Source organism: Pseudomonas sp. CROZ-RG-20F-R04-15 (assembly GCF_022662375.1).
Classification (GTDB): domain Bacteria; phylum Pseudomonadota; class Gammaproteobacteria; order Pseudomonadales; family Pseudomonadaceae; genus Aquipseudomonas.
On sequence record NZ_JAKNQL010000011.1, the window covers coordinates 76,392 to 97,175 of the forward strand.

The following is a 20,784-nucleotide window of genomic DNA, read 5'->3' on the forward strand; positions in this document are numbered from 1 at the left end:
GGAGTGACAGCGTTATGAACAGCTTGCGCAGTGTGTCGATCAGCCGACGCTTGTGGCTCATCTTGATTGTGGCGGTGGTCATGTTGCTGACCTTGGGCATGTTGATGCTCAAGCAGATCCACGACGACCTGTATCACGCCAAGGCCCAGAAAACCCAGCACGTGGTGCAGACGGCCAGTGGCCTGTTGACCTACTACCACGACCTCGAAACGGCCGGCACGTTGAGCAAAGACGCGGCGCAGAAACAGGCCCTGACAGCGATTCGCGGCCTGCGCTACGACCAGAGCGATTATTTCTGGATCAACGACCTCACGCCCGTGATGGTCATGCACCCGACCAACCCGAAACTCGAAGGCCAGAACCTCTCGGCGATCCGCGATCCGGACGGCTTTGCGGTGTTCAACGAAATGATTGCCATCGCCAAGGCCAAAGGCGCCGGCATGGTCGACTACCGTTGGCCGAAACCGGGTGCCAGCGAGCCGGTAGCCAAGACCTCCTACGTCAAACTGTTCGAGCCTTGGGGCTGGGTGCTCGGGTCCGGGGTTTACGTCGATGATGTGCAGGCAGAATTCCAGGGCCAGGTGATCAAAGCGACGGTTATCGGTTTGGCGATTGCCGTGATCATGGCGTTGCTGGTGATCCTGATCGCGCGCAGCATCGTGCGTCCGCTGCAGGAAACCGTGAACGCCATGGCCAACATCGCCAGCGGCGAAAGCGACCTGACCCGCAGTCTCGATACCCACGGCAAGGATGAAGTCACCGAACTGGCGCATCACTTCAACGCCTTTACCGCCAAACTGCGGCGGGTGATCGGCGATTTGCAGGTGTCGGCCAGCGCTTTGGGGCAATCGTCCAGCGAACTGGGCAACGACGCCACGCAGGCCCAGCAGCGCAGCCAGCAGCAATCGCAACAGATGGAACTGGTGGCCACCGCGATCAATGAAGTGACCTATGGCGTGCAGGATGTGGCGAAGAACGCCGAGCATGCCGCCGCTGAAATGCGTGATGCCGAAGCGCAGGCGCAACAGGGCCAGATCAACATCGACGGCAGTTTGCAGCAGATCGACAAACTGTCCGGGACCATCGATCAAGCGGTTGAAGTGATTCGCACCCTCGCGGCCGAAAGCACGCAGATCGGCAGCGTACTGGAAGTGATCCGCTCGATTGCCGAGCAGACCAACCTGCTCGCGCTCAACGCCGCGATCGAAGCGGCGCGGGCCGGTGAGCAAGGTCGCGGGTTTGCCGTAGTGGCGGATGAAGTACGCCTGCTGGCGCAGCGGACGCAGAAGTCGACAGCGGAAATCCAGTCGATGATCGAGCGCCTGCAGAACCATTCCGAAGCCGCCGTGAAGGTCATCGGCGACAGCAGCAAGGCGTCGCAATTGACCATCGAACAAGCCGGGCTGGCCGGTGCCAGCCTGAATGCGATTGGCCAGGCACTGCGTAATCTCAATGGCCTGAATGCGTCGATTGCCAGCGCCACGCTGCAACAGGCGCATGTGGTCGAGGACATCAATCAGAACGTCACCCAAGCGGCCGGTCTTTCGCACAGCACGGCGATCGCTGCCGAACAGTCGAGTGCGGCCAGCCTGAAACTTGGCCAACTGAGCGAACAACTCAACGGCCTCCTGCGCCAGTTCCGCGTCTGACCCGTGCAATTCTGGTGAGCCCACCCCTCACCCCAGCCCTCTCCCCGAGGAGAGGGGGCCGACCGAGGTGTCTCAAGCTATACGTCGACCTGAACAATCGAGTCGATTATGGATTCAACGCAGAAAGATCAGGTCGGCGTATCTCGAACATCCAACTCGGTCAGTCCCCTCTCCCTCAGGGAGAGGGTTAGGGTGAGGGGTTTGGCCCAATGCAGTACAATCCGCCCCCTCCTCAATTTCCCCCAAGGAATCTACATGTCCGGGCTTGAACTGTTTGCCGCCGCCCTCGGTGTGATCGCCGTCTGGCTGACGGTCAAACAGAATCCGTGGTGCTGGCCGATCGGGCTGGTCATGGTGCTGCTCTATAGCTGGATCTTCTTTGAAGTTAAGCTGTATTCGGACATGTTGCTGCAAGTGATCTACGCCGCATTGCAAGTCTATGGCTGGTGGCAATGGACCCGCGCCGGGACGATGCATGATGGCCGTGAAGTCACGCGTCTCGATCAGCGCTCGATCCTGCTCGGCCTCGGCGTCGGTGCAGTCGGCAGCGTGTTGCTCGGTGCGGCCATGGCCCATTGGACCGACGCCGCGCAACCGTGGCTCGATGCGGCGCTCACCGGTTTCAGCCTGGTCGCACAATTGTGGATGGCGCAGAAACGCCTGCAATGCTGGGCACTGTGGTTTGTGCTCGATGTGATCTTCGTCGGCTTGTTCATCTATAAGGGGCTGTACCTCACCGCTGCGCTGTACGGTCTGTTCACCCTGCTGGCCATTCAAGGTTTTCGCGAATGGCGCGCCGATCCGGCGTTGCGCACATGAAGGTCGTGGTCCTGACCGGTCCAGAATCCACCGGCAAGAGTTGGCTGGCGGCGGGCCTGCAACAACGCTTTGGCGGTGTACGCGTGGATGAGTACGTGCGCCGCTTTATCGAACTCAATCCCCGCGACACCTGCCTGGCTGACATCCCCGAAATCGCTCGCGGTCAACTGCATTGGGAAGATCAGGCACGGGCGCAACAGCCGCCGCTGCTGATTCTCGACACCCATTTGCTCAGCAATATGCTGTGGAGCCAGACGCTGTTCGGCGACTGCCCGGACTGGCTGGAATCGGAATTGTTGGGGCGGCATTACGACCTGCACCTGTTGCTCTCGCCAGAGCAGGTCGACTGGAGCGATGACGGCCAGCGCTGCCAACCCGATCTGGACGAGCGCCTGGTGTTTTTCCGGGCCACACAAAGTTGGCTGGAAAGCCACCACCAGCGTGTTCAGGTCATTCAGGGCGATTGGGCCGATCGCCAGACTCAAGCCTTTGCCGCCGTCGAGCAATTGCTGGCTGAATGACCCGGTCAGCGGGTCAGACTACCCGGCAACTTCCCCCGTTGTGGGGGCAAAGTGTCCGTTCCTGAAACACCCCGCCAGTTGCAAAGTGCCCGTTTCAGCACTGTTCACTGCTTTGTCATCCGAGTTGTTACGCGGCTGATACACAGCGCTGCAAACCCTTGTTCCAGAGCATTGTTCAGCCAGTAGACAGGTCGACGTGGTAGTGCGTGTTTCAGCGCTGAAACAGCTTGTGTATCAGGCGTGCGCGTTTATTTCCCAACTCATTGAAAATTAAAAACATTTAAAAAGCGGCACAGCTTTCGCTCTCTCCTTCACAACGCTGACTCGGGCCAGCCCACTGAAGAAGGAATTGCAGCCGTGGGGAACATCCAAAAAGGTTTGACCTGCCTTCTGCTGATCGGATCAGCAGCCAGTGTGTTGATCAGCTTCAACGTGCAGGCAGAAGGCAATGGCGTGATTGTCCTCAATCGCGATGTTCAGCCAATTCCCATCGGTCGCAGCGCACCCGGCAAAGACCCCTACCCGACCACCGTCAACGCCAACCCTTCGGCACGCATCAATCAAGCGATGAACAGCACCGAACTCAGTGACGGTGACTTCGCCGCGATCGCCAGCGGTTCGTCCATCCGCAACACGATGTCGACAACCACCGGCAGTCTGCCGGGCACCAATGTGCTGACCAACCCTAACGGCTTGCCCGGCATGAGCGGAGGTCACGGTGGCGGTGCCGGCAGTTCGATTTCCAATACCGTCAACCGCGCAATGAGCACCGGCCTTGCCCCGCTGACCCGCATGGCTGGAGGCCAATAAGATGAATCGCACTCTGCTCCTGCTTGCCCTCCTCGGTTGCACCAGCGCCATGGCCGCCGATCCCAGCTCAGTGAACAACGCGAACATTCAGGACACCGGCATTCAGTACCGCGGCAACTACAACATCAACCAGGCCGCCGGCGACCAGATGCAGCAGACCAACACCAAGGCGATCGCCATCGGCACCTCGGCCAGCGCCACCACGATTGTCCGCCAGCACATCGACACCCCAGGCAATCCGTCAACGAACGCCAGCGCGACCATTGGCGGCAACTCTTTCAGTAATGGCAACGGGATTCTGGGCGTGAACCAGGGCGCCGGGGCCAACAACCAGATGGCCAACGTCACGCGCGTCAGCATCAGTGCTGCCCCGCAGAGCGTTGACGACAGTGCCCTTTCGCAACAGAACGTGGCGCTTCTACCGAGCTCAGGAGCAACTGGTACCTCACCCGGCAGTCGCCAGGTCACGACAAGTGATCAGGCCTTCACCGGCAGCCGCGGGGTAATCCAGGTGAACCAGAGTGCTGGGGTGGGGAACCGTATGGCTAACACCCTGAGCATCCGGGTCGCTGACTGACCCAAACAACAAAAGCAGTGCAATTAGAAAGTACCAACACTTAACCAACTAATTAAGCACGGAGAAACACCATGAAAACTACAATGGCTCTCAAACCACTGGTTTTCGCACTTGCAGCAGTAATGGCAATGGCAGCGCAAGCAGGCGGCAACGATCATGGTAACAACGGCGGTCATGGTCATCAGCCTCCTCCACCAAAAGGTCCAACCCTCGAAGAACTGCTGCAAATCGGCGCAGGTGCCGGTGCTGCAGTACTCGACGTGCAAAACAGCCAGGGCAACGTAGTCGGTAACCAAGGCACAAAAAATAGTGCCGGTATCGAAAACTCGGCAAATGGCTCGAACGGCAACGTGGGCATGAACAACACCGCAGGCGACGGCAACCAGCAAGATAACGCTGCTGCTCTGGCAACCGCTGACGAAAGCTTCATCTTCGGTTCGGCTGTGTCTGCTTCCAGCGCTACTCAGGTCAACTCGGGCAACTCCGTTGCCAACTACTCCACCACCAACACTGCGGGCATGAACAACGTCGGCAACAGCGGTTCCGGCAACATCGGCGTCAACAACAGTGCCGGCAACTTCAACCAACAGAAAAACAACCTGGCAATCGCCGTATCCGGTGGCCGTGTGGCCCAGGCTGCTGCAGCTGCCAACCAAAGCTCTACCGGTCTTAACGTAGGCAACTACGGCACTCAGACCTACAAAACCAATACCCTCACTGGCACTGTTGCTGCTGTCGGCGTGTTCGGCGCCGTGGGTGAAGCTACCATCAAAGATGACGATCACGGTCACGGTGGTGGCGGTTATGGCAACAACGACAAAGGGCATGGCGGCAGTGGCGGTAGCAAAGATCAGAAAGCTACCTTCGAAGCTGTGGGTGTCTTCGGTCTGGCGGGTGTGACCACTCAACAAGTGATGACTCCAGACGGCTGGAAAAACCCTGTGACCAACAATGCCGCTGTCAGCAACGTTGGCAACAACTTCTCCGGCAACGCTGGCTTCAACAACGCCGCGGGTGTTGGCAACCAGCAAAGCAACTCGCTGTCCATCGCTGCAGGTTGCAAAGCCTGCATGTAATCGCGATCGAAACGAAAGCCCCGGAAACGGGGCTTTTCCTCAGTCCGCAAAGGCGTATCGATCATGCGTAAGACTGCCCTTATCGCTTTGCTTTGTCTGTCTGGCCTGACCCAGGCCGCCCAGATGCCCGTGGCTGCCCTCCCCGGCGGCACACTCATCTACAAAAACGTGCAAAGCATCCGTGAGCGCAAGTTTTCCGACATCGTCGAACAGAAAACCGATTTCAGCTGCGGCGCTGCTGCACTGGCCACGGTGTTACGCCAGGCTTATTGGCTCGACGTCGATGAGGAGCACATCATCAAAGGCATGCTGGTCAACGCTGACCAGGACCTTGTTCGTACTCAAGGGTTTTCCATGCTCGACATGAAGCGCTACATAGAAAGCATCGGCATGCGCGCCAGGGGTTACAAGATTCCACCGGAAAAACTCGACGCTGTAACGATCCCGGTGGTGGTACTGATGGAAATTCGCGGCTACAAGCATTTCGTGGTTCTGCAGCGTTCGGACAAGGATTGGGTTTACATCGGAGACCCGGTTCTAGGCCATAAGCGCTACAAACACGATGACTTTGTCAAAGGTTGGAACGGCATAGTCTTCGCCATCGTCGGCCCCGGTTATGACAAAACCAATGCCTTGCGCAGCCCGCCGACACCGCTGACGGCCAAGAACAAGCTGGATAACTTCAACCCTGTCAGAGATGCTGAATTGATGGACTTCGGGTTCATACAGAGCGACTTCTTTTAATCGCCGATTATAAAGAATGGGGCTGGATGTCCCGGGAGCAGCAAATGAAAACCTCATACTGGCTGGCCGCCGCCTGCCTGGCAGCGAGTGCGTCAGGCTATGCCAATGCAGGATTCAAACCTATCGAGATACAGGACAAGGAACTGTCCGAACTACGTGGTCGTTATGTGATGCCGGGGCGGATTATCAGCTTCGGCATTGTCATGAGCAGTACCTGGCGCAACGCCAGTGGCGATCTGATCGGGGCGGCAACCTCGATGCAACTTCAGGCAGCAACGATCAAACCCGAATTCTACGTGCAGACAATCAAGGAGCACGGCAACGGCAGCGTCCTGCCAACGGGCACCGGCACGATCACTGGTGGCGCTGGACTTGACAGCAGCCAGGGCGTAACGCAAAGCGTGCGTGCCGCCGGCGACAGCAATACGGCCTACAACAATGTTGCCATCAACGTTTCGGAAGCCAATCAGGCGCCGGCGCTGGTGCCCGCACAAGGGCAGGCCTTGATGGCCGGGCAGACCATCGGCGGCAGCAATGCGGCGGGCAGCGTCACTGTCTCGGCGAGCGGAGGCGGTATACAAATGGCCATTCAAGCCTCCGGCAATCAGGGCACAGCCCTGCAACAGGTCGCTCAGGGCGGCTTGCTGCAGAACACCCGTTTGCTGGGCAGCGCCAACGTGGTCAACAACATGACTCAACTCAACGTCGTCCTGAACAATAACGGCATGAGCGCCGGCGCACTGGATTGCAACCTGACTCAACTCAGGGCACTACGCACTATTGGATATTGAACTACGCTGAGTCTCGATCATTGGGCTTAAAGGGACGGCTTATTCATGTATCGATCAGTATCACTGCGTGCCGCTGTTTGTTTGAGCACTCTTCTACCTGCAGCGATGCTGCAAGCGGCACCGGACGCCGATGTAGAAGTCTTGAAGCAAGAACTGCTGGAGCTGAAGCAAAGATACGAAGTACAACAAAAAGCCTTGGCGGTACTCGAACAACGGGTCCGCCAGGTCGAAGATCAACCGGCAGCGCCGCCGCCCAAAAGGTTGGCCAAGTCGCCGGCGGATTTGAAAGGCAATCCAAAAGTGGCCACCGGCACCGGGGCCGCAGCAGCGTCGGGGGGCGCAGCCGGGGGCAGCGGTGCTTCTTACGGGCAATCGCTGGCAGATGATTCGCAACCGGCACAGAGCGTGTCCAACCTGTACGACGAGGCCAGCGGCTTCTTCGGCGGCGGCAAATTCAGTTTCGAAACCGGTATCACCTATTCGCGCTACGACACCCGTCAGCTGATTCTCAACGGCTTCCTGGCACTCGACTCGATTTTTCTCGGCAACATCAACCTTGACCGGATCAAGGCCGATACCTGGACCCTCGACCTCACGGGCCGCTACAACTTCGACAATCGCTGGCAGTTCGACCTGAACGTGCCGGTGGTCTACCGCGATTCGACTTATCAGTCGGGCGGCGGCAACCAAGGGGCAGCCAACGTCACGACCGAGCAGGACGTGACGCGCGATCCAACCATTGGCGACGTCAACTTCGGCATCGCCTACAAGTTCCTCGACGAGTCGGCCAACACGCCGGATGCGGTCGTGACCTTGCGCGTCAAAGCCCCAACCGGCAAGGATCCGTTCGGCATCAAGTTGCGCCAGACCGATGCCAACTCCAACCTGTTCGTGCCTGACACCCTGCCCACCGGCAACGGCGTCTGGTCGGTCACGCCGGGCATCTCGCTGGTCAAGACGTTTGACCCGGCAGTGCTGTTCGGCAGCCTGTCCTACACCCACAACCTGGAGGAGTCGTTTGACGACATCAGCTCGACGGTCAACCAGAAAACCCCGGGCAAGGTACAGATTGGCGACAGCTTCCAGATCGGCGCCGGCATCGCGTTTGCGCTGAACGAGAAGATGAGTATGTCGTTCTCGATGTCTGACCTGGTACAGCGCAAAAGCAAGCTGAAACAGGATGGCGGGGATTGGCAATCGGTGGTGTCCAGTGACGCCAACGCCGGTTACTTCAACGTCGGCATGACCATTGCGGCCACCGACAACCTGACCATCGTGCCGAACCTGTCGATCGGTTTGACCGACGACGCCCCGGACTTTTCCTTCAGCCTGAAATTCCCGTACTACTTCTAACCATTCGGAAAACGAAAAAGGCCCGTTGCGATCACCCCGCAACGGGCCTTTTTCGTTCCCCCGCCCTAGCGGATTTGATGCTTGTGCAGCAAACGGTAGAACGTCGGCCGGGACACGCCGAGCACTTTGGCGGCGACGCTGAGATTATCGCTGTGCCGGTTCAACACATCGCACAACGCCTGGCGTTCGGCGCGGGTCTTGTAATCTTCCAGGGTCCCCATCGGTGTGGCGATCGAGTGCTGGCTGATCAAGCCCAGGTCGCGGGCCTCGATCTGCCGCCCCTCGGCCAACACCAGTCCACGTCGCACCCGGTTGGCCAGTTCACGGACGTTGCCTGGCCAGTCGTGTTTGCCCATGGCAATCAGCGCATCTTCACTGAAACTGCGCGGACGGCGGCCGGTTTCGTGGCTGTAGAAGTGGGAAAAATGATTGGCCAGCATCGATAGATCACCGTGGCGCTCGCGTAAAGGCGCGGTGACCACTTGCAGCACGTTGAGCCGGTAATACAGATCTTCGCGAAAACGTTTCTTTTCGATCGCCGACTCAAGGTCGACGTGAGTTGCCGCCAGCACCCGCACATCCACCGGAATCGGTTGACTGCCACCGACGCGCTCGATGTGCTTTTCCTGGAGAAAGCGCAACAGATTGGCTTGCAGCTCCAGCGGCAAATCACCGATCTCATCGAGAAACAGCGTGCCGCCATTGGCAGCTTCAATGCGCCCGACCTTGCGCTGATGGGCGCCGGTAAACGCGCCTTTCTCGTGACCGAACAGCTCGGACTGAATCAGGTGTTCGGGAATCGCCCCGCAATTGATCGCCACAAACGGTTTGCTGTGACGCTGGGATTGCCGGTGCAGGGTGCGGGCGACCAGTTCTTTGCCAGTGCCGCTTTCGCCGCGAATCAACACCGGCGACTCGGTCGGTGCCAGTTTGCTGAGTAATTTGCGCAGCTCGCGGATCGGCTTGCTGTCACCGAGCAGTTCATGTTCGGGCTGATCGACGTGGATCGTGCCTTGCCCGCGCAAACGCGCCATACCGAACGCGCGTCCGAGGGTCACCTGCACCCTTGAGACGTCGAACGGCAAGGTATGAAAGTCGAAAAACCATTCACAGACGAAGTCACCGACGTTCTGTAAACGCAGGACTTCCTGGTTGAGGACGGCGATCCATTCGGTGCCGCTGCGGCTGATCAGTTCTTTGACGGCTTCGGGACGTTCGAGGTGAAACGGCTGTAATCGCAACAAGCCAACGTCACAACTGCGATCGGCGGCGTTTTCCAGGGTACAGCTGTCGACATCCCAACCTACGGCGCGTAATCCGGGCAATAAGCGGTGGCAGTCGTCGCACGGATCGACCACCAGTAAACGTCGTAACGCAGGCGCTTCGCTCATGACTGTTCCTTGGCGCCAAATTATTAGAAATGATTGTAAAAACAGTCATTTGGCAGACCCGACTGTAACATTAGCAAGATTTTGACAGCGCCTTGTATCGATTGCTTATAGGTGTACAAGCAAACACGTTATAAGAAACGAAGTTGTTAGTGAGCTATCGACTAATTTCTAGTCCCAAGCTTTCAACACGCTTTCAAAAACCGCGTAAAAAGCAATTTCATGAAAGAAAGTTGAAATTTCTTTGTTTCATGTGTGACCCGTCGACAGGTTCGGTGCATCAGTACAAGTAACCAGCCGCACGGTAAGCCCAACCGACGGCACATCACTTGATTGGGCAACCTGGAGAGAACACCCCATGACCGCCCCGCTCCGTATCAACGAAGCTCTTTTGATTGCCAACCACGCGTTCAAACCTTTCCAGTGCGTGGCCTGGGCGCCACAAGACGGCAATGGCGAACTGAGCCTTACCGTCATCGACCGAACCAATTCGCACATCGGTCGCCAACAGATCCCAAGCAGCGCCTACTCCGATCCAGCGCAACTCGAGCAACTGCTGCAGCAGGCTCGCGCTGAACTCAGTAAAGAAGGTTACAGCCTGCAATCGTGGTCGATGCCACACTAACAGCCGGGCGATGCGGATGACTTTCAGGTCATCCGCCCTCTTCGCTTAGTTGTAAGCTTTTAAACACCTGCTACTTCTGTACAACTCTTTGCAACGTACCCAGACATAACTGCTTGGCCGGCTTGCTATTGGTTCAAAAAGACACTGTTCTGGCACAGTGCGACCCTCCACCTGTTAGTTCTTACAGTTGTACTTCTCCCGGTTCAGGGATTGAATGTTCCGCTCATGCAGTTACCCACCCGGTTTCCGGTACAGGTCAACTCGCAAGGAGATGCGTGCATGTCCACTCTGAACACTTTTGCGCTGCCGGCGTTATCGGCGTCTGCCGGCCAACTCGATAAAACATTCGCCACCACCGGCATCGCCCAAGTGTATTTCGCTGGCAGTCTGTCCAGCCTGACCGAGAATATCGCCCTCGATGCACAGGGACGGATCCTCGTCGCGGCGAAAGTCGGCGTTGCTGCCGGCAACCGGTTCGGACTGGCGCGAATGCTCGCCGATGGCTCGGCCGATCTGGCCTTTGGCGATCAAGGCAGCGTGATCGATACCTTTGCTCCTGGCTTCGAAGCCACGGCCGGCAAAGTCCAGGCACTGCCCGACGGGCGCATCCTGCTCGCCGGCCTGCACTATGAAAACGCTCATCGCACCCTGCCCGCACTTGCGTTGTTCGACGCTCAGGGCAAGCCGGATTTGCGCTTCGGCGACAACGGTCGTCAAGTGGTGCGCCTGCCCGGCGACCTGTCCATGGGCAGTCGTGACAGCTGGCTGCCGCCGGGTGTACCGGGCGCCGAAGCCTGCGATTTCGTCGTGCAGGACGACGGCCATATTCTGTTGATCGCCAATCACCACTTCGAACTGGCCGACCATGCCGGCATGCTGATTCGCCTCAAACCCGATGGCAGCCTGGATGAAACCTTTAATGGCCGCGGTTTTGTGATGATTCGCCACTTGCTGCTCAACACCTGGCTGAGCAGCCTGCTGGTGCAACAGGACGGGCGGATCGTGGTGGCAGGTTCCATCGACTTTCCGCAGGAAGGTCTGTTGGCGCGCTATCTGCCCGACGGGCGCCTCGATGAGCGCTTCGCCGTGGACGGTTTCATGACCTTCAAGGCACACGGCAACAGCGCTCTGGTCAGCCAGGTTCTTGAGTCCGCCGACGCGCTGCACTGTTTCGGCAGCAGTCGCGACCCGATCCGTTGCCTCGCTTTCAGCCCGCACACCAATGGCCGCCCCAATCTGCACAACCATGGCGGCCAGCCACACCTCCTGGAAATCGGCCCCAGCGGCTGCCAGTGGAGCGCCGCCCAGCGCATGGTGGACGGCCGCATCATCGCGGTCGGTGCAACCATTGGTGGAATCGAAGCGGATTTCATCGTCGCTCGCTACTTGAGTGATGGCGACCTGGATCACAGTTTTGGCGACGGTAAAGGCTGGCTGCGCACGCGGCTGGGCCGAAGTCTGGACACGGCCAATTCGCTGGCCGTGCAGGCGGATAATGCCATTCTCGTGGGCGGTTATTCACTGGATGGTAACTATCGGGCGATGGTGGCGCGGTATCTAAATTCATAGGCGAGCCGTATTAACCGTTCGTCGGGAATGGGGCTGTACCTGTAATTTCTGACAGTAGACGCAAACCTTGATCGGGCATCAGATAGCAGAGCGCGCAGAACACTGCGTGCTCTACCCGAAAAAGGAATTTTGATATGAACGATCAAGTGACTTTGTCTGAACAGCGTAAGGCTGTGGATACTCCGGACAAGCGTACGAACACAATTCCCGTCATAAGAACCATCAAAAATGGCAAAGGCGACTACATTGAGCCTGGGGGCACTTCCACAAGCCCTCATTTGATTATTGACGGCACAGTCGCGCCTGCTCAAAAAGTGGAATTACTGAGGCACGGTATTCCTATCGGCGAACCGGTTTTTGCTGACGGAGGCGGTAACGTCCGATTCTATCTGGCGAATCAGGAACGGGGATTTCACGAATACAAGTTGGAAAACTCCGATAACAACGTGTCAGCGGGATATGCTGTCTTCGTGGATGTGGAGGAAAAAGCATCAATCAGCTACGTTACCGATCCTGAGGGTAAACTCATCGAACCCGGTGGCAGCACTTTGCATAGTAGTTTGAGCTTCGTCGGTCGAGGTGTAGCCGGCACGAAAGTCAAACTTCTGGTCAATGGCAAAGAAGAGCAAGAACTCAATGTGGATGATCATAGCCATTGGAGTGCTTTAGTCGAGAGTTTGGTGCCAGGCAGCCATGAGTTCATCGCGCGAGGGGAAAATAGCCAATCAGATCCCTGGAACATTCGGATCAAAGAACCAGCTCTACTCAGGATTCAATTTGTATGGGCCAATGAAGCTTTTCAATTGATCGGAAATCATGAGTCCACGACCGATAGATCGGTGACATTGGTGGGCACGGCAAACCCTGGTGAAACGGGTTGGGTTGTCGACTACCAGGGTGATCTGGAGCCCTTCGCTGCAAATAATTACGGCATTTACTCCGTAGCAATCAATGGCCTGGAACCAAACCGGGTACACACCTTCAGGCTCCGATCTGATCGCGATCACCTGCGGATCTCAACGCCATGGGCGATTAGGGTTGTTTCGTCGAAATTGCAAAAAAATTAGGTTCCTTACATCAAGCAAAACAAATCCGCCGAGTCATGACTCGGCGGATTTTTTTCGTTTCGGAATAGATAAAAGGCATTCGCCGTTCGTCGGGAATAGGCCTGTACCTGTAATTTCTGACAGTAGACGCAGACCTTGATCGGGCATCTGACCTCAGCCCCGCCGAGTCATTACTCGATGGGGCTTTTTCATGCAGCGTCGATAAGGCGGTTCCTTTTCCATGCAACATCCACGTTAAATCCAGTTACACCTTGAACTTGGACCGCACATCCGGCAATTTGCGCGCTTCGATAAAACAAGGAGCAACCGATGTCCGGTTCAATGGCCCAGGCGTTCGCGCACAATTTTCTCGGGCAATCGCCACGCTGGTACAAGGCGACCATCGTCGGTTTTCTGATCCTCAATGCGCTGGTGCTGTTCACGGTTGGCCCGGTCGCGGCCGGCTGGCTGCTGGTGATCGAATTCATCTTTACCCTGGCGATGGCGCTCAAGTGCTATCCGCTGATGCCCGGCGGCTTGCTGCTGATCGAAGCGCTACTGCTGAAGATGACCACGCCGCAAGCCCTTTACGATGAGTTGGTACACAACTTTCCAGTGATCCTGCTGCTGATGTTCATGGTGGCCGGTATCTACTTCATGAAAGATCTGCTGCTGTTTCTGTTCTCGCGCCTGTTGTTGGGCGTGCGCTCAAAAGCGGCGCTGGCGTTGATGTTCTGTTTTCTTTCCGCGTTTCTCTCGGCGTTTCTGGATGCCCTGACGGTGACGGCGGTGATCATCAGCGCGGCGGTCGGCTTTTATTCCGTCTATCACCGCGTCGCGTCCGGCAACGATCCGCGTCAGGACAGTGAATTCGCTGACGACCAGAACCTGCCGAAACTGCATCACGATGATCTGGAGCAGTTCCGCGCCTTTCTGCGCAGCCTGTTGATGCACGGCGCGGTCGGCACGGCGCTGGGCGGTGTCTGCACGCTGGTGGGCGAGCCGCAGAACCTGTTGATCGGCCACGAAATGGGCTGGCACTTCGGCGAGTTCTTCACCAAGGTTGCGCCGGTTTCGCTGCCGGTGCTGGCGGCCGGTCTGGTCACCTGCGTGTTGCTGGAAAAACTGCGCTGGTTCGGTTACGGCACACTGCTGCCGGACAATGTTCGCGCCGTGCTGGCCAACTACGCCGCCGAAGACAACGCCGAACGCACGGCGCGCCAACGCGCAGCACTGCTGGTGCAAGGCGCTGCGGCATTGATCCTGATCGGCTGCCTGGCCCTGCACATCGCTGAAGTCGGTCTGATCGGTTTGATGGTGATTGTGTTGATCACCGCGTTTACCGGCATCACTGACGAGCATCGTTTGGGCAGTGCCTTCAAGGACGCCATGCCGTTCACCGCGTTGCTGGTGGTGTTTTTTGCAGTGGTCGCGGTGATTCACGATCAACAGCTGTTTGCGCCGTTGATCCAGTGGGTCCTGGCCCTGCCGGTCGAACAACAACCGGGCATGCTGTTTATTGCCAACGGTTTGCTGTCGGCGATCAGTGACAACGTGTTTGTCGCGACGATCTACATTACCGAAGTGAAGCAGGCGTTCCTCGCCGGACACATGAGCCGTGAGCATTTCGAAACATTGGCGATTGCGATCAACACGGGGACGAACCTGCCGAGTGTGGCGACGCCGAATGGTCAAGCCGCGTTTCTGTTCCTGCTGACCTCGGCGATTGCGCCGCTGGTGCGTCTGTCGTACGGGCGCATGGTGTGGATGGCGCTGCCATACACCTTCGTGATGGGATTGCTGGGCTGGTATGCGGTGAGCTACTGGCTCTGATCAACACTGAATAAACCTGTGGGAGCGAGCCTGCTCGCGAAGAGGGTGTGTCAGACAACAGATTCGTTGAATGACACACCGCTTTCGCGAGCAGGCTCGCTCCCACATTGGGTTTTGTATGTGTTCAGCGTGGCAGGATGTATTTCTCGATCGCCTGAGCCACGCCGTCTTCGGTGTTCGGCGCGGTGACCACGTCGGCCTGGCGCTTCACCGCCTCCTCCGCCTGCCCCATGGCAATCGAAAAGCCTGCGCAATGAAACATTGCCGGGTCGTTGCCGCCATCACCGATGGCAGCAGTCTGCTCCAGCGGTATGCCCAAGTGCTCGGCCAAGGTCGCCAGCGCGGTGCCCTTGTTGGCCTCCAGTGCCGTCACGTCGAGATACACCGGTTGCGAACGTGACACTTGCGCCATACCGTTGACCTTCGGCAACAGTCGCGCTTCCAGTTCGATCAGCAGGTCAGTGTTGTTGCTGGTCGCGACAATCTTGTCGATGCGTTCCAGATACGGTTCGAAACTCTCGACCACCACCGGCGGATAACCGAGGCCATGCTGTTCGCGTGGCACCATCGGCCCGTGCGGATCCTTGAGCAACCAGTCGCCGCCACTGAACACCCAGATTTCCACATCCGGCTGATCGGCAAACGTTGCCAGCGCAATCAGCGCAGTGGTGGCCGGCAGGTAATGCGCGACCAGCAAACTGCCATCCGGATTGACGATCGTGCCGCCATTGAACGCTGCCGTCGGCAAATCAACGCCCAAGGCTTCGATCTGCTGCAGCATGGCTTTCGGCGGTCGCCCGGTGGCGAGACTGAACAGCACGCCGGCCTCGCGCAGCGAACGCACCGCATCGATGGTGCGCTGGCTCAGCGTGTGATCGGGCAGCAACAGTGTGCCGTCCATGTCACTGAGCAGAAAACGGATGGGGTGTTTCGGCGCGTCACTCATCCGAGACCATGCCAGACGCGACCATCGCGAGTCAGCAGATCTTCGGCAGCTTGCGGGCCGTCTTCACCGGCGGCATAGGTCTGCACGCTCGCGTCCTGTTGCCAGGCATCAAGGAACGGTTGCACCGCGCGCCAGCCGTTCTCGATGTTGTCGGCGCGCTGGAACAGCGTCTGATCGCCGGTCAGGCAGTCATAGATCAGGGTTTCGTAACCGGTCGACGGCTGCATCTCGAAAAAGTCTTTATAAGCAAAACCCAGCTCGATGTTGGCCATGTTCAACGCCGGCCCCGGCCGTTTGGCCAGCAGGTCGAACCACATGCCTTCGTTCGGCTGGATCTGAATGCGCAGGTACGTCGGCTGCAATTCGTCGACTTCGGTGTCACGGAACTGCGCGTACGGCGCCGGTTTGAAGCAGATGACGATCTCGGTGTCGCGCACACTCATGCGCTTGCCGGTGCGCAGGTAGAAAGGCACGCCGACCCAACGCCAGTTGTCGATCATCACTTTCAGCGCGACGTAGGTTTCGGTGCTGCTGTCAGGCGAAACGTTAGGCTCTTGGCGATAGCCGTTCAGCGCTTTGCCGTCGACTTCGCCGGCACTGTACTGACCGCGCACCGAGTTGGCCCGAGCCTCTTCAGTTGTCCAGGGACGAATCGCGCCCACCACTTTGGCCTTCTCGCCCCGCACCGCATCGGCGCCGAACGCAGCCGGCGGCTCCATGGCAACCATGGCGAGCAACTGGAACAAGTGATTGGGCACCATGTCGCGCAATGCACCGGTGTGTTCGTAAAAACTGCCACGGGTTTCAACGCCGACGGTTTCGGCGGCGGTGATCTGTACGTGGTCAATGTAGTGGTTGTTCCAGAACGCTTCGAACAGGCTGTTGGAGAACCGGCTGACCAGAATGTTCTGCACGGTTTCCTTGCCCAGGTAATGGTCGATCCGATAGATCTGCTTCTCGGACATTACCTTGAGCAGGCAGGCATTCAATGCCTCGGCGGTTTGCAGATCGGAGCCGAACGGCTTCTCGATGACCACCCTTCTGAACGCTTCCGGGGTTTCTTCAAGCAAACCGGCGCTGCCGAGTCGGCGCACCACTTCACTGAAGAAACGCGGCGCGGTGGCCAGGTAGAACACCGCATTGCCGGTGCCGCTGTCGGCGATTTTCGCCGCCAGCGCGGAATAAGTGCTGTCGTCCAGAAAGTCGCCCTGGACGTAGCTGATACCTTTGGCGAGCTTGGCCCACAAGGCCGGATCAAGCATCTGATCGCCCTTGCCGACCTTCGCCGCCACTTCGGTACGGATGAAGTCTTCGAGTTTCTGCGCAAAGGCTTCATCGGTAATGGCGTTGTGGTCAACGCCGACGATCCGCAGGTTTTCGTCAAGCAAGCCGTCGCGACTGAGGTTGTACAGCGCCGGCATCAGCAAGCGCTTGACCAGGTCGCCGTGGGCACCGAACAGAAACAGCGTGGTCGGTGGTGCGGGTTCTGCCTTGGATTTCCTGCGGATCGTATGGGTCATTTCTTCGGTGTCTCCACGTGGCCGCCGAAGCCGAAGCGTTGGGCCGAAAGAATCTTGTCGCCAAAGGTGCCCTGACCGCGCGAGCGGTAGCGCGAGAACAGCGAGTTGGACAGCACCGGTACCGGCACCGCTTGTTCCATGGCCGCTTCGATGGTCCATTGACCTTCGCCGCTGTCCGCGACGGAACCGGAGAAGCCGTCAAGCTTCGGATCGCTGGCCAGTGCATCGGCGGTCAGGTCGAGCAGCCACGACGAGACCACGCTGCCACGACGCCACACTTCAGCAATGTCGGCCACGTTCAGATCAAAACGCTGATCTTCCGGCAGGCGTTCACTGGACTTGGTCTTGAGGATGTCGAAGCCCTCGGCGAACGCGGCCATCATGCCGTACTCGATGCCGTTGTGAATCATCTTCACGAAGTGCCCGGCACCGGCAGGACCGGCGTGGATGTAGCCGTGTTCGGCACGGTGATCGTCGGACTTGCGATCCTTGGTGCGCGGGATGTCACCCATGCCCGGCGCCAGTGCGGCGAACAGCGGGTCGAGGCGCTGCACGGTTTCAGCGTCGCCGCCGATCATCATGCAATAGCCGCGTTCCAGGCCCCAGACGCCACCGGAAGTACCGACGTCGATGTAGTGCAGGTCCTTCTCGGCCAGGGTCTTGGCCCGGCGAATGTCATCCTTATAGTTGGTGTTGCCGCCGTCGATGATGGTATCGCCGGCTTCGAGCAGATCGCTCAGGGTGTTGATGGTGTCTTCGGTCGGTGCGCCGGCCGGCAACATGACCCATACCGCGCGCGGTTTGGCCAGGCCGGCAACCAGTGCCGGCAAGTCGGCGACGCCGGTGGAGCCCTCGGCGACCAGGTTATCGATGAAAGCGGTATTGCGGTCGTAAACAACGGTGGTGTGCCCGTTGAGCATCAGACGTCGCGCAATATTGCCGCCCATGCGGCCCAGTCCAATAATCCCGAGTTGCATGTGCTGATGCTCCTTACTACAAATAAATGTGTGTCATTGGTTATAGCCCAACGCAGTTGATGGAGGTTAGTCCAGAGCGTCGCGATGAAGTTTCCGGGCATTGTGCCCGATCCAGACTGATAACGCCCCGAATCATGCCGAAGACACACCGACCATGAAAAATAAAAAAGTTCCATTCACAGGCAAAAGAAATCAAAATCGGCGCCGATAGTAGATCAGTACCGTAAATCGGGACGACCTACAGTTGATGCACGCCATTTGCGAGGTGAGCAATGGGCACAGTACACACAGCAATGCCGCCACAAACCCTGTACGTGACGATTCGTCGCGATGAATTGCGCCAGTTGAAAGACGAACGCGACCAATTGAAGCAGGAACTGGCGCAGTTGCGCGCTTTGACTCAGGGCGCTCAGCCCAAACCCCTGCCGGTCGTTCAGCGCCACCCGCACGCTTGATCCCCGCCTGATTCGGGAACGGCAAATGCGGTTCCCGACCCGCTGTATACCTGCCCGCTTCGCTCTGCAAAAAGCGGCAACTCACAAACTTTTCACATTCTCTTCGTAATACTCCGCCCCCATTCTGGCCGTACCTGCGCGTACGGCCTCCGTTCGTCGGTTTCTCGGATGTTCCGGCGGTGGTTGTAACGAGTAAGCTGGAGCGCCGAATGGCATTGTTCAAACGCAGCAAAACGACTGCGACAGGTTTCGATTGGGCCGGTCTTCTCTGGCTGTTTGTGTTTTTCTGGTACTTCTCTGGTATCACCCAACTGCTGATCCAGCTGACCGGCACCTCCGGTTTCAGCGGATTCCGCCAGGCGTTCTTCATGAGCGCGCTGTGGCTGGCGCCGATGCTGTTGTTCCCCAAACGCACCAGACTTCTCGCTGCGCTGATCGGCGTGGTGCTGTGGGCTTGCTCGATGGCCAGCCTCGGTTACTTCTTCATCTATCAGCAGGAATTCTCGCAAAGCGTCATCTTCATCATGTTCGAGTCGAACATCTCTGAAGCTGGCGAATACATGACCCAGTATTTTGCCTGGTGGATGGTTGCCGCATTCCTCGCCCATACCGCGTTCGCCTACTTCCTGTGGACGCGCCTGCGCCCGGTGTACATGCCCCGTGGCCGCGCGCTGGTCGCAGCACTTGCGATCGTGATTGCCGTGGTCGGTTATCCGCTAGTCAAACAGACTCTGCGCATGGGTACGTTCGCCCAGGGTTTCGAAAAGTTTGAAACCCGCATCGAGCCTGCAGTGCCATGGCAGATGGCCGTGGCCTATCACCGTTACCTGGAAACCCTCGCCGACATGCAGGGCATGCTGCATGACGTCGCCAAGATCCCGCCGCTGAAAAACCTCAAGGACGCCTCGGCCGATCAGCCGAAGACCCTGGTGCTGGTGATCGGCGAATCGACCAACCGTCAGCGCATGAGCCTCTACGGCTATCAGCGCAACACCACGCCGGAACTGGACAAGCTCAAGGATCAACTGGCGATCTTCGACAACGTCGTCACCCCGCGCCCGTACACCATCGAGGCGTTGCAGCAGGTTCTGACCTTCGCTGACGAAGAGCATCCGGATCTGTACCTGTCGACGCCGTCGCTGGTCAGCATGATGAAACAGGCCGGTTACAAGACCTTCTGGATCACCAACCAGCAGACCATGACCAAGCGCAACACCATGCTCACGACCTTCTCCGAGCAGGCTGACGAGCAGGTGTACCTGAACAACAACCGCAACCAGAACGCCGCGCAATACGATGGCGACGTGATCGAGCCGTTCAACAAGGCTCTGGCTGACGCGGCACCGCGCAAGCTGATCGTTGTGCATTTGCTCGGCACACACATGAGCTACCAGTACCGCTACCCGCCGACGTTCGACAAGTTTCAGGACCGCAACGGCGTGCCACCGGGTGTGCGTGATGACCAGGTGCCAACCTACAACAGCTACGACAACGCCATGCTGTACAACGACTTCGTGGTGTCGAGCCTGATCAAGGATTACGCCAAATCCGATCCGAACGGCTTCCTGCTGTACCTCTCCGACCACGGTGAAGACGTGTTCGACTCGGTCGGCCACAAGACTCTGGGCCGCAACGAAAACAAGCCGACCGCGCCGATGTACACCATCCCGTTCATGGCCTGGGCGTCGCCGAAGTGGAAGGAAAGCCACGACTGGAACTTCGCCGCTGACCTTGATCGTCCGTACAGCAGCTCGCACTTGATCCACACCTGGGCGGATCTCGCCGGTTTGAGTTTTGATGAACTCGACCACAGCAAAAGCCTGGTCAGCGACAGCTTCAAGGCGCGTCCATTGCTGATCGGCGACCCGTACCAGACCGAGCAGCGTGCGCTGATCGACTTCAGTTTGATGAAGCCGAAGAAGCCTGACGCCGCACCGTCTGGCGTCGCACAGCAGTAACACCAGAAGGGGCCGACACCGGCTCCTTTTTCATGCAAGACACATCTACAAATAACAATATTTCTCGTTTGATACTAAATCCCCGCCCTACCCCTCGTCTTTGAACAAACGGAATTTTTCCCTCGAA

The 20,784-nt window shown here is 58.1% G+C and carries 19 protein-coding genes; 15 read left to right on the forward strand and 4 right to left on the reverse strand.

Annotated elements, in window-relative coordinates:
- Positions 1 to 14: 14 nt before the first annotated feature.
- From L8H52_RS17665 to L8H52_RS17705, 9 genes are all read left to right on the forward strand, one after another.
- Positions 15 to 1,649, forward strand: a complete 1,635-nt coding sequence (locus L8H52_RS17665) for a methyl-accepting chemotaxis protein (protein WP_242208074.1) — start codon at positions 15 to 17, stop codon at positions 1,647 to 1,649.
- A 255-nt stretch (positions 1,650 to 1,904) separates the two neighbouring features.
- A complete protein-coding gene (gene pnuC, locus L8H52_RS17670) occupies positions 1,905 to 2,468 on the forward strand; it encodes a nicotinamide riboside transporter PnuC (protein ID WP_242208073.1) in 564 nt (187 codons plus the stop codon).
- Positions 2,465 to 2,989, forward strand: a complete 525-nt coding sequence (locus tag L8H52_RS17675) for an AAA family ATPase (protein WP_242208133.1) — start codon at positions 2,465 to 2,467, stop codon at positions 2,987 to 2,989. The genes pnuC and L8H52_RS17675 overlap by 4 nt, the downstream gene beginning before the upstream one ends.
- 357 nt (positions 2,990 to 3,346) lie before the next feature.
- Complete coding sequence (locus L8H52_RS17680) at positions 3,347 to 3,799, forward strand: hypothetical protein (protein WP_242208072.1); 453 nt, start codon at positions 3,347 to 3,349, stop codon at positions 3,797 to 3,799.
- A 1-nt stretch (position 3,800) separates the two neighbouring features.
- On the forward strand, positions 3,801 to 4,376 hold the full coding sequence (locus L8H52_RS17685) for an adhesin (RefSeq protein ID WP_242208071.1): 576 nt from the start codon (positions 3,801 to 3,803) through the stop codon (positions 4,374 to 4,376).
- A gap of 71 nt (positions 4,377 to 4,447) precedes the next feature.
- The gene (locus L8H52_RS17690) at positions 4,448 to 5,452 is read left to right on the forward strand and encodes a heme utilization protein (RefSeq protein ID WP_242208070.1); all 1,005 of its coding nucleotides are present in this window, start codon (positions 4,448 to 4,450) and stop codon (positions 5,450 to 5,452) included.
- A 63-nt stretch (positions 5,453 to 5,515) separates the two neighbouring features.
- Positions 5,516 to 6,196 (forward strand): C39 family peptidase, encoded by a 681-nt coding sequence (locus tag L8H52_RS17695; RefSeq protein ID WP_242208069.1) that lies wholly within the window; start codon positions 5,516 to 5,518, stop codon positions 6,194 to 6,196.
- Between the two features lie 44 nt (positions 6,197 to 6,240).
- Positions 6,241 to 6,987 (forward strand): hypothetical protein, encoded by a 747-nt coding sequence (locus tag L8H52_RS17700; protein ID WP_242208068.1) that lies wholly within the window; start codon positions 6,241 to 6,243, stop codon positions 6,985 to 6,987.
- Between the two features lie 45 nt (positions 6,988 to 7,032).
- Positions 7,033 to 8,340: a hypothetical protein gene (locus L8H52_RS17705; protein ID WP_242208067.1), complete on the forward strand. Its 1,308-nt coding sequence runs from the start codon at positions 7,033 to 7,035 to the stop codon at positions 8,338 to 8,340.
- A gap of 65 nt (positions 8,341 to 8,405) precedes the next feature.
- Here the strand turns inward: L8H52_RS17705 and L8H52_RS17710 are convergent, their stop codons facing one another.
- Positions 8,406 to 9,731 (reverse strand): sigma-54 dependent transcriptional regulator, encoded by a 1,326-nt coding sequence (locus L8H52_RS17710; RefSeq protein WP_242208066.1) that lies wholly within the window; start codon positions 9,729 to 9,731, stop codon positions 8,406 to 8,408.
- A 355-nt stretch (positions 9,732 to 10,086) separates the two neighbouring features.
- On the opposite strand from L8H52_RS17710, the gene L8H52_RS17715 reads away from it, so the two are divergent.
- The 4 genes from L8H52_RS17715 to nhaB all read left to right on the forward strand — a co-directional run bounded on the left by L8H52_RS17715 (position 10,087) and on the right by nhaB (position 14,801).
- Positions 10,087 to 10,353 (forward strand): hypothetical protein, encoded by a 267-nt coding sequence (locus L8H52_RS17715; RefSeq protein ID WP_242208065.1) that lies wholly within the window; start codon positions 10,087 to 10,089, stop codon positions 10,351 to 10,353.
- Between the two features lie 279 nt (positions 10,354 to 10,632).
- A complete protein-coding gene (locus tag L8H52_RS17720; protein ID WP_242208064.1) occupies positions 10,633 to 11,922 on the forward strand; it encodes a hypothetical protein in 1,290 nt (429 codons plus the stop codon).
- 134 nt (positions 11,923 to 12,056) lie between these two features.
- Positions 12,057 to 12,989: a hypothetical protein gene (locus L8H52_RS17725; protein WP_242208063.1), complete on the forward strand. Its 933-nt coding sequence runs from the start codon at positions 12,057 to 12,059 to the stop codon at positions 12,987 to 12,989.
- Between the two features lie 309 nt (positions 12,990 to 13,298).
- The gene (nhaB, locus tag L8H52_RS17730) at positions 13,299 to 14,801 is read left to right on the forward strand and encodes a sodium/proton antiporter NhaB (RefSeq protein WP_242208062.1); all 1,503 of its coding nucleotides are present in this window, start codon (positions 13,299 to 13,301) and stop codon (positions 14,799 to 14,801) included.
- Between the two features lie 124 nt (positions 14,802 to 14,925).
- Here nhaB and L8H52_RS17735 read toward each other — a convergent pair whose 3' ends face one another.
- Genes L8H52_RS17735 through gnd form a run of 3 tightly spaced genes read right to left on the reverse strand, consistent with a single transcriptional unit; the run spans position 14,926 to position 18,244 of the window.
- Complete coding sequence (locus L8H52_RS17735) at positions 14,926 to 15,747, reverse strand: HAD family hydrolase (RefSeq protein WP_242208061.1); 822 nt, start codon at positions 15,745 to 15,747, stop codon at positions 14,926 to 14,928.
- Positions 15,744 to 17,267: a glucose-6-phosphate dehydrogenase gene (gene zwf / locus L8H52_RS17740; protein ID WP_242208060.1), complete on the reverse strand. Its 1,524-nt coding sequence runs from the start codon at positions 17,265 to 17,267 to the stop codon at positions 15,744 to 15,746. The genes L8H52_RS17735 and zwf overlap by 4 nt, the downstream gene beginning before the upstream one ends.
- Entirely contained in the window at positions 17,264 to 18,244 is a 981-nt protein-coding gene (gene gnd, locus L8H52_RS17745; protein ID WP_242208059.1) for a phosphogluconate dehydrogenase (NAD(+)-dependent, decarboxylating), read from the reverse strand. The genes zwf and gnd overlap by 4 nt, the downstream gene beginning before the upstream one ends.
- Before the next feature lie 272 nt (positions 18,245 to 18,516).
- Here gnd and L8H52_RS17750 point away from each other — a divergent pair, with 272 nt between their 5' ends.
- Both L8H52_RS17750 and L8H52_RS17755 read left to right on the forward strand, forming a co-directional pair.
- Positions 18,517 to 18,699, forward strand: coding sequence for a DUF6026 family protein (locus L8H52_RS17750; RefSeq protein WP_064391122.1), 183 nt, complete (start codon positions 18,517 to 18,519; stop codon positions 18,697 to 18,699).
- A 209-nt stretch (positions 18,700 to 18,908) separates the two neighbouring features.
- Positions 18,909 to 20,657 (forward strand): phosphoethanolamine transferase CptA, encoded by a 1,749-nt coding sequence (locus tag L8H52_RS17755; RefSeq protein WP_242208058.1) that lies wholly within the window; start codon positions 18,909 to 18,911, stop codon positions 20,655 to 20,657.
- The last annotated feature ends 127 nt before the right edge of the window (positions 20,658 to 20,784 follow it).

Coding starts and splice junctions, on each gene's coding strand:
- L8H52_RS17665 (WP_242208074.1), top strand. CDS start 15: ATGAACAGCTTGCGCAGTGTGTCGATCAGCCGACGCTTGTGGCTCATC.
- pnuC (WP_242208073.1), top strand. CDS start 1,905: ATGTCCGGGCTTGAACTGTTTGCCGCCGCCCTCGGTGTGATCGCCGTC.
- L8H52_RS17675 (WP_242208133.1), top strand. CDS start 2,465: ATGAAGGTCGTGGTCCTGACCGGTCCAGAATCCACCGGCAAGAGTTGG.
- L8H52_RS17685 (WP_242208071.1), top strand. CDS start 3,801: ATGAATCGCACTCTGCTCCTGCTTGCCCTCCTCGGTTGCACCAGCGCC.
- L8H52_RS17690 (WP_242208070.1), top strand. CDS start 4,448: ATGAAAACTACAATGGCTCTCAAACCACTGGTTTTCGCACTTGCAGCA.
- L8H52_RS17695 (WP_242208069.1), top strand. CDS start 5,516: ATGCGTAAGACTGCCCTTATCGCTTTGCTTTGTCTGTCTGGCCTGACC.
- L8H52_RS17700 (WP_242208068.1), top strand. CDS start 6,241: ATGAAAACCTCATACTGGCTGGCCGCCGCCTGCCTGGCAGCGAGTGCG.
- L8H52_RS17705 (WP_242208067.1), top strand. CDS start 7,033: ATGTATCGATCAGTATCACTGCGTGCCGCTGTTTGTTTGAGCACTCTT.
- L8H52_RS17710 (WP_242208066.1), bottom strand. CDS start 9,731: ATGAGCGAAGCGCCTGCGTTACGACGTTTACTGGTGGTCGATCCGTGC.
- L8H52_RS17715 (WP_242208065.1), top strand. CDS start 10,087: ATGACCGCCCCGCTCCGTATCAACGAAGCTCTTTTGATTGCCAACCAC.
- L8H52_RS17720 (WP_242208064.1), top strand. CDS start 10,633: ATGTCCACTCTGAACACTTTTGCGCTGCCGGCGTTATCGGCGTCTGCC.
- L8H52_RS17725 (WP_242208063.1), top strand. CDS start 12,057: ATGAACGATCAAGTGACTTTGTCTGAACAGCGTAAGGCTGTGGATACT.
- nhaB (WP_242208062.1), top strand. CDS start 13,299: ATGTCCGGTTCAATGGCCCAGGCGTTCGCGCACAATTTTCTCGGGCAA.
- L8H52_RS17735 (WP_242208061.1), bottom strand. CDS start 15,747: ATGAGTGACGCGCCGAAACACCCCATCCGTTTTCTGCTCAGTGACATG.
- zwf (WP_242208060.1), bottom strand. CDS start 17,267: ATGACCCATACGATCCGCAGGAAATCCAAGGCAGAACCCGCACCACCG.
- gnd (WP_242208059.1), bottom strand. CDS start 18,244: ATGCAACTCGGGATTATTGGACTGGGCCGCATGGGCGGCAATATTGCG.
- L8H52_RS17750 (WP_064391122.1), top strand. CDS start 18,517: ATGGGCACAGTACACACAGCAATGCCGCCACAAACCCTGTACGTGACG.
- L8H52_RS17755 (WP_242208058.1), top strand. CDS start 18,909: ATGGCATTGTTCAAACGCAGCAAAACGACTGCGACAGGTTTCGATTGG.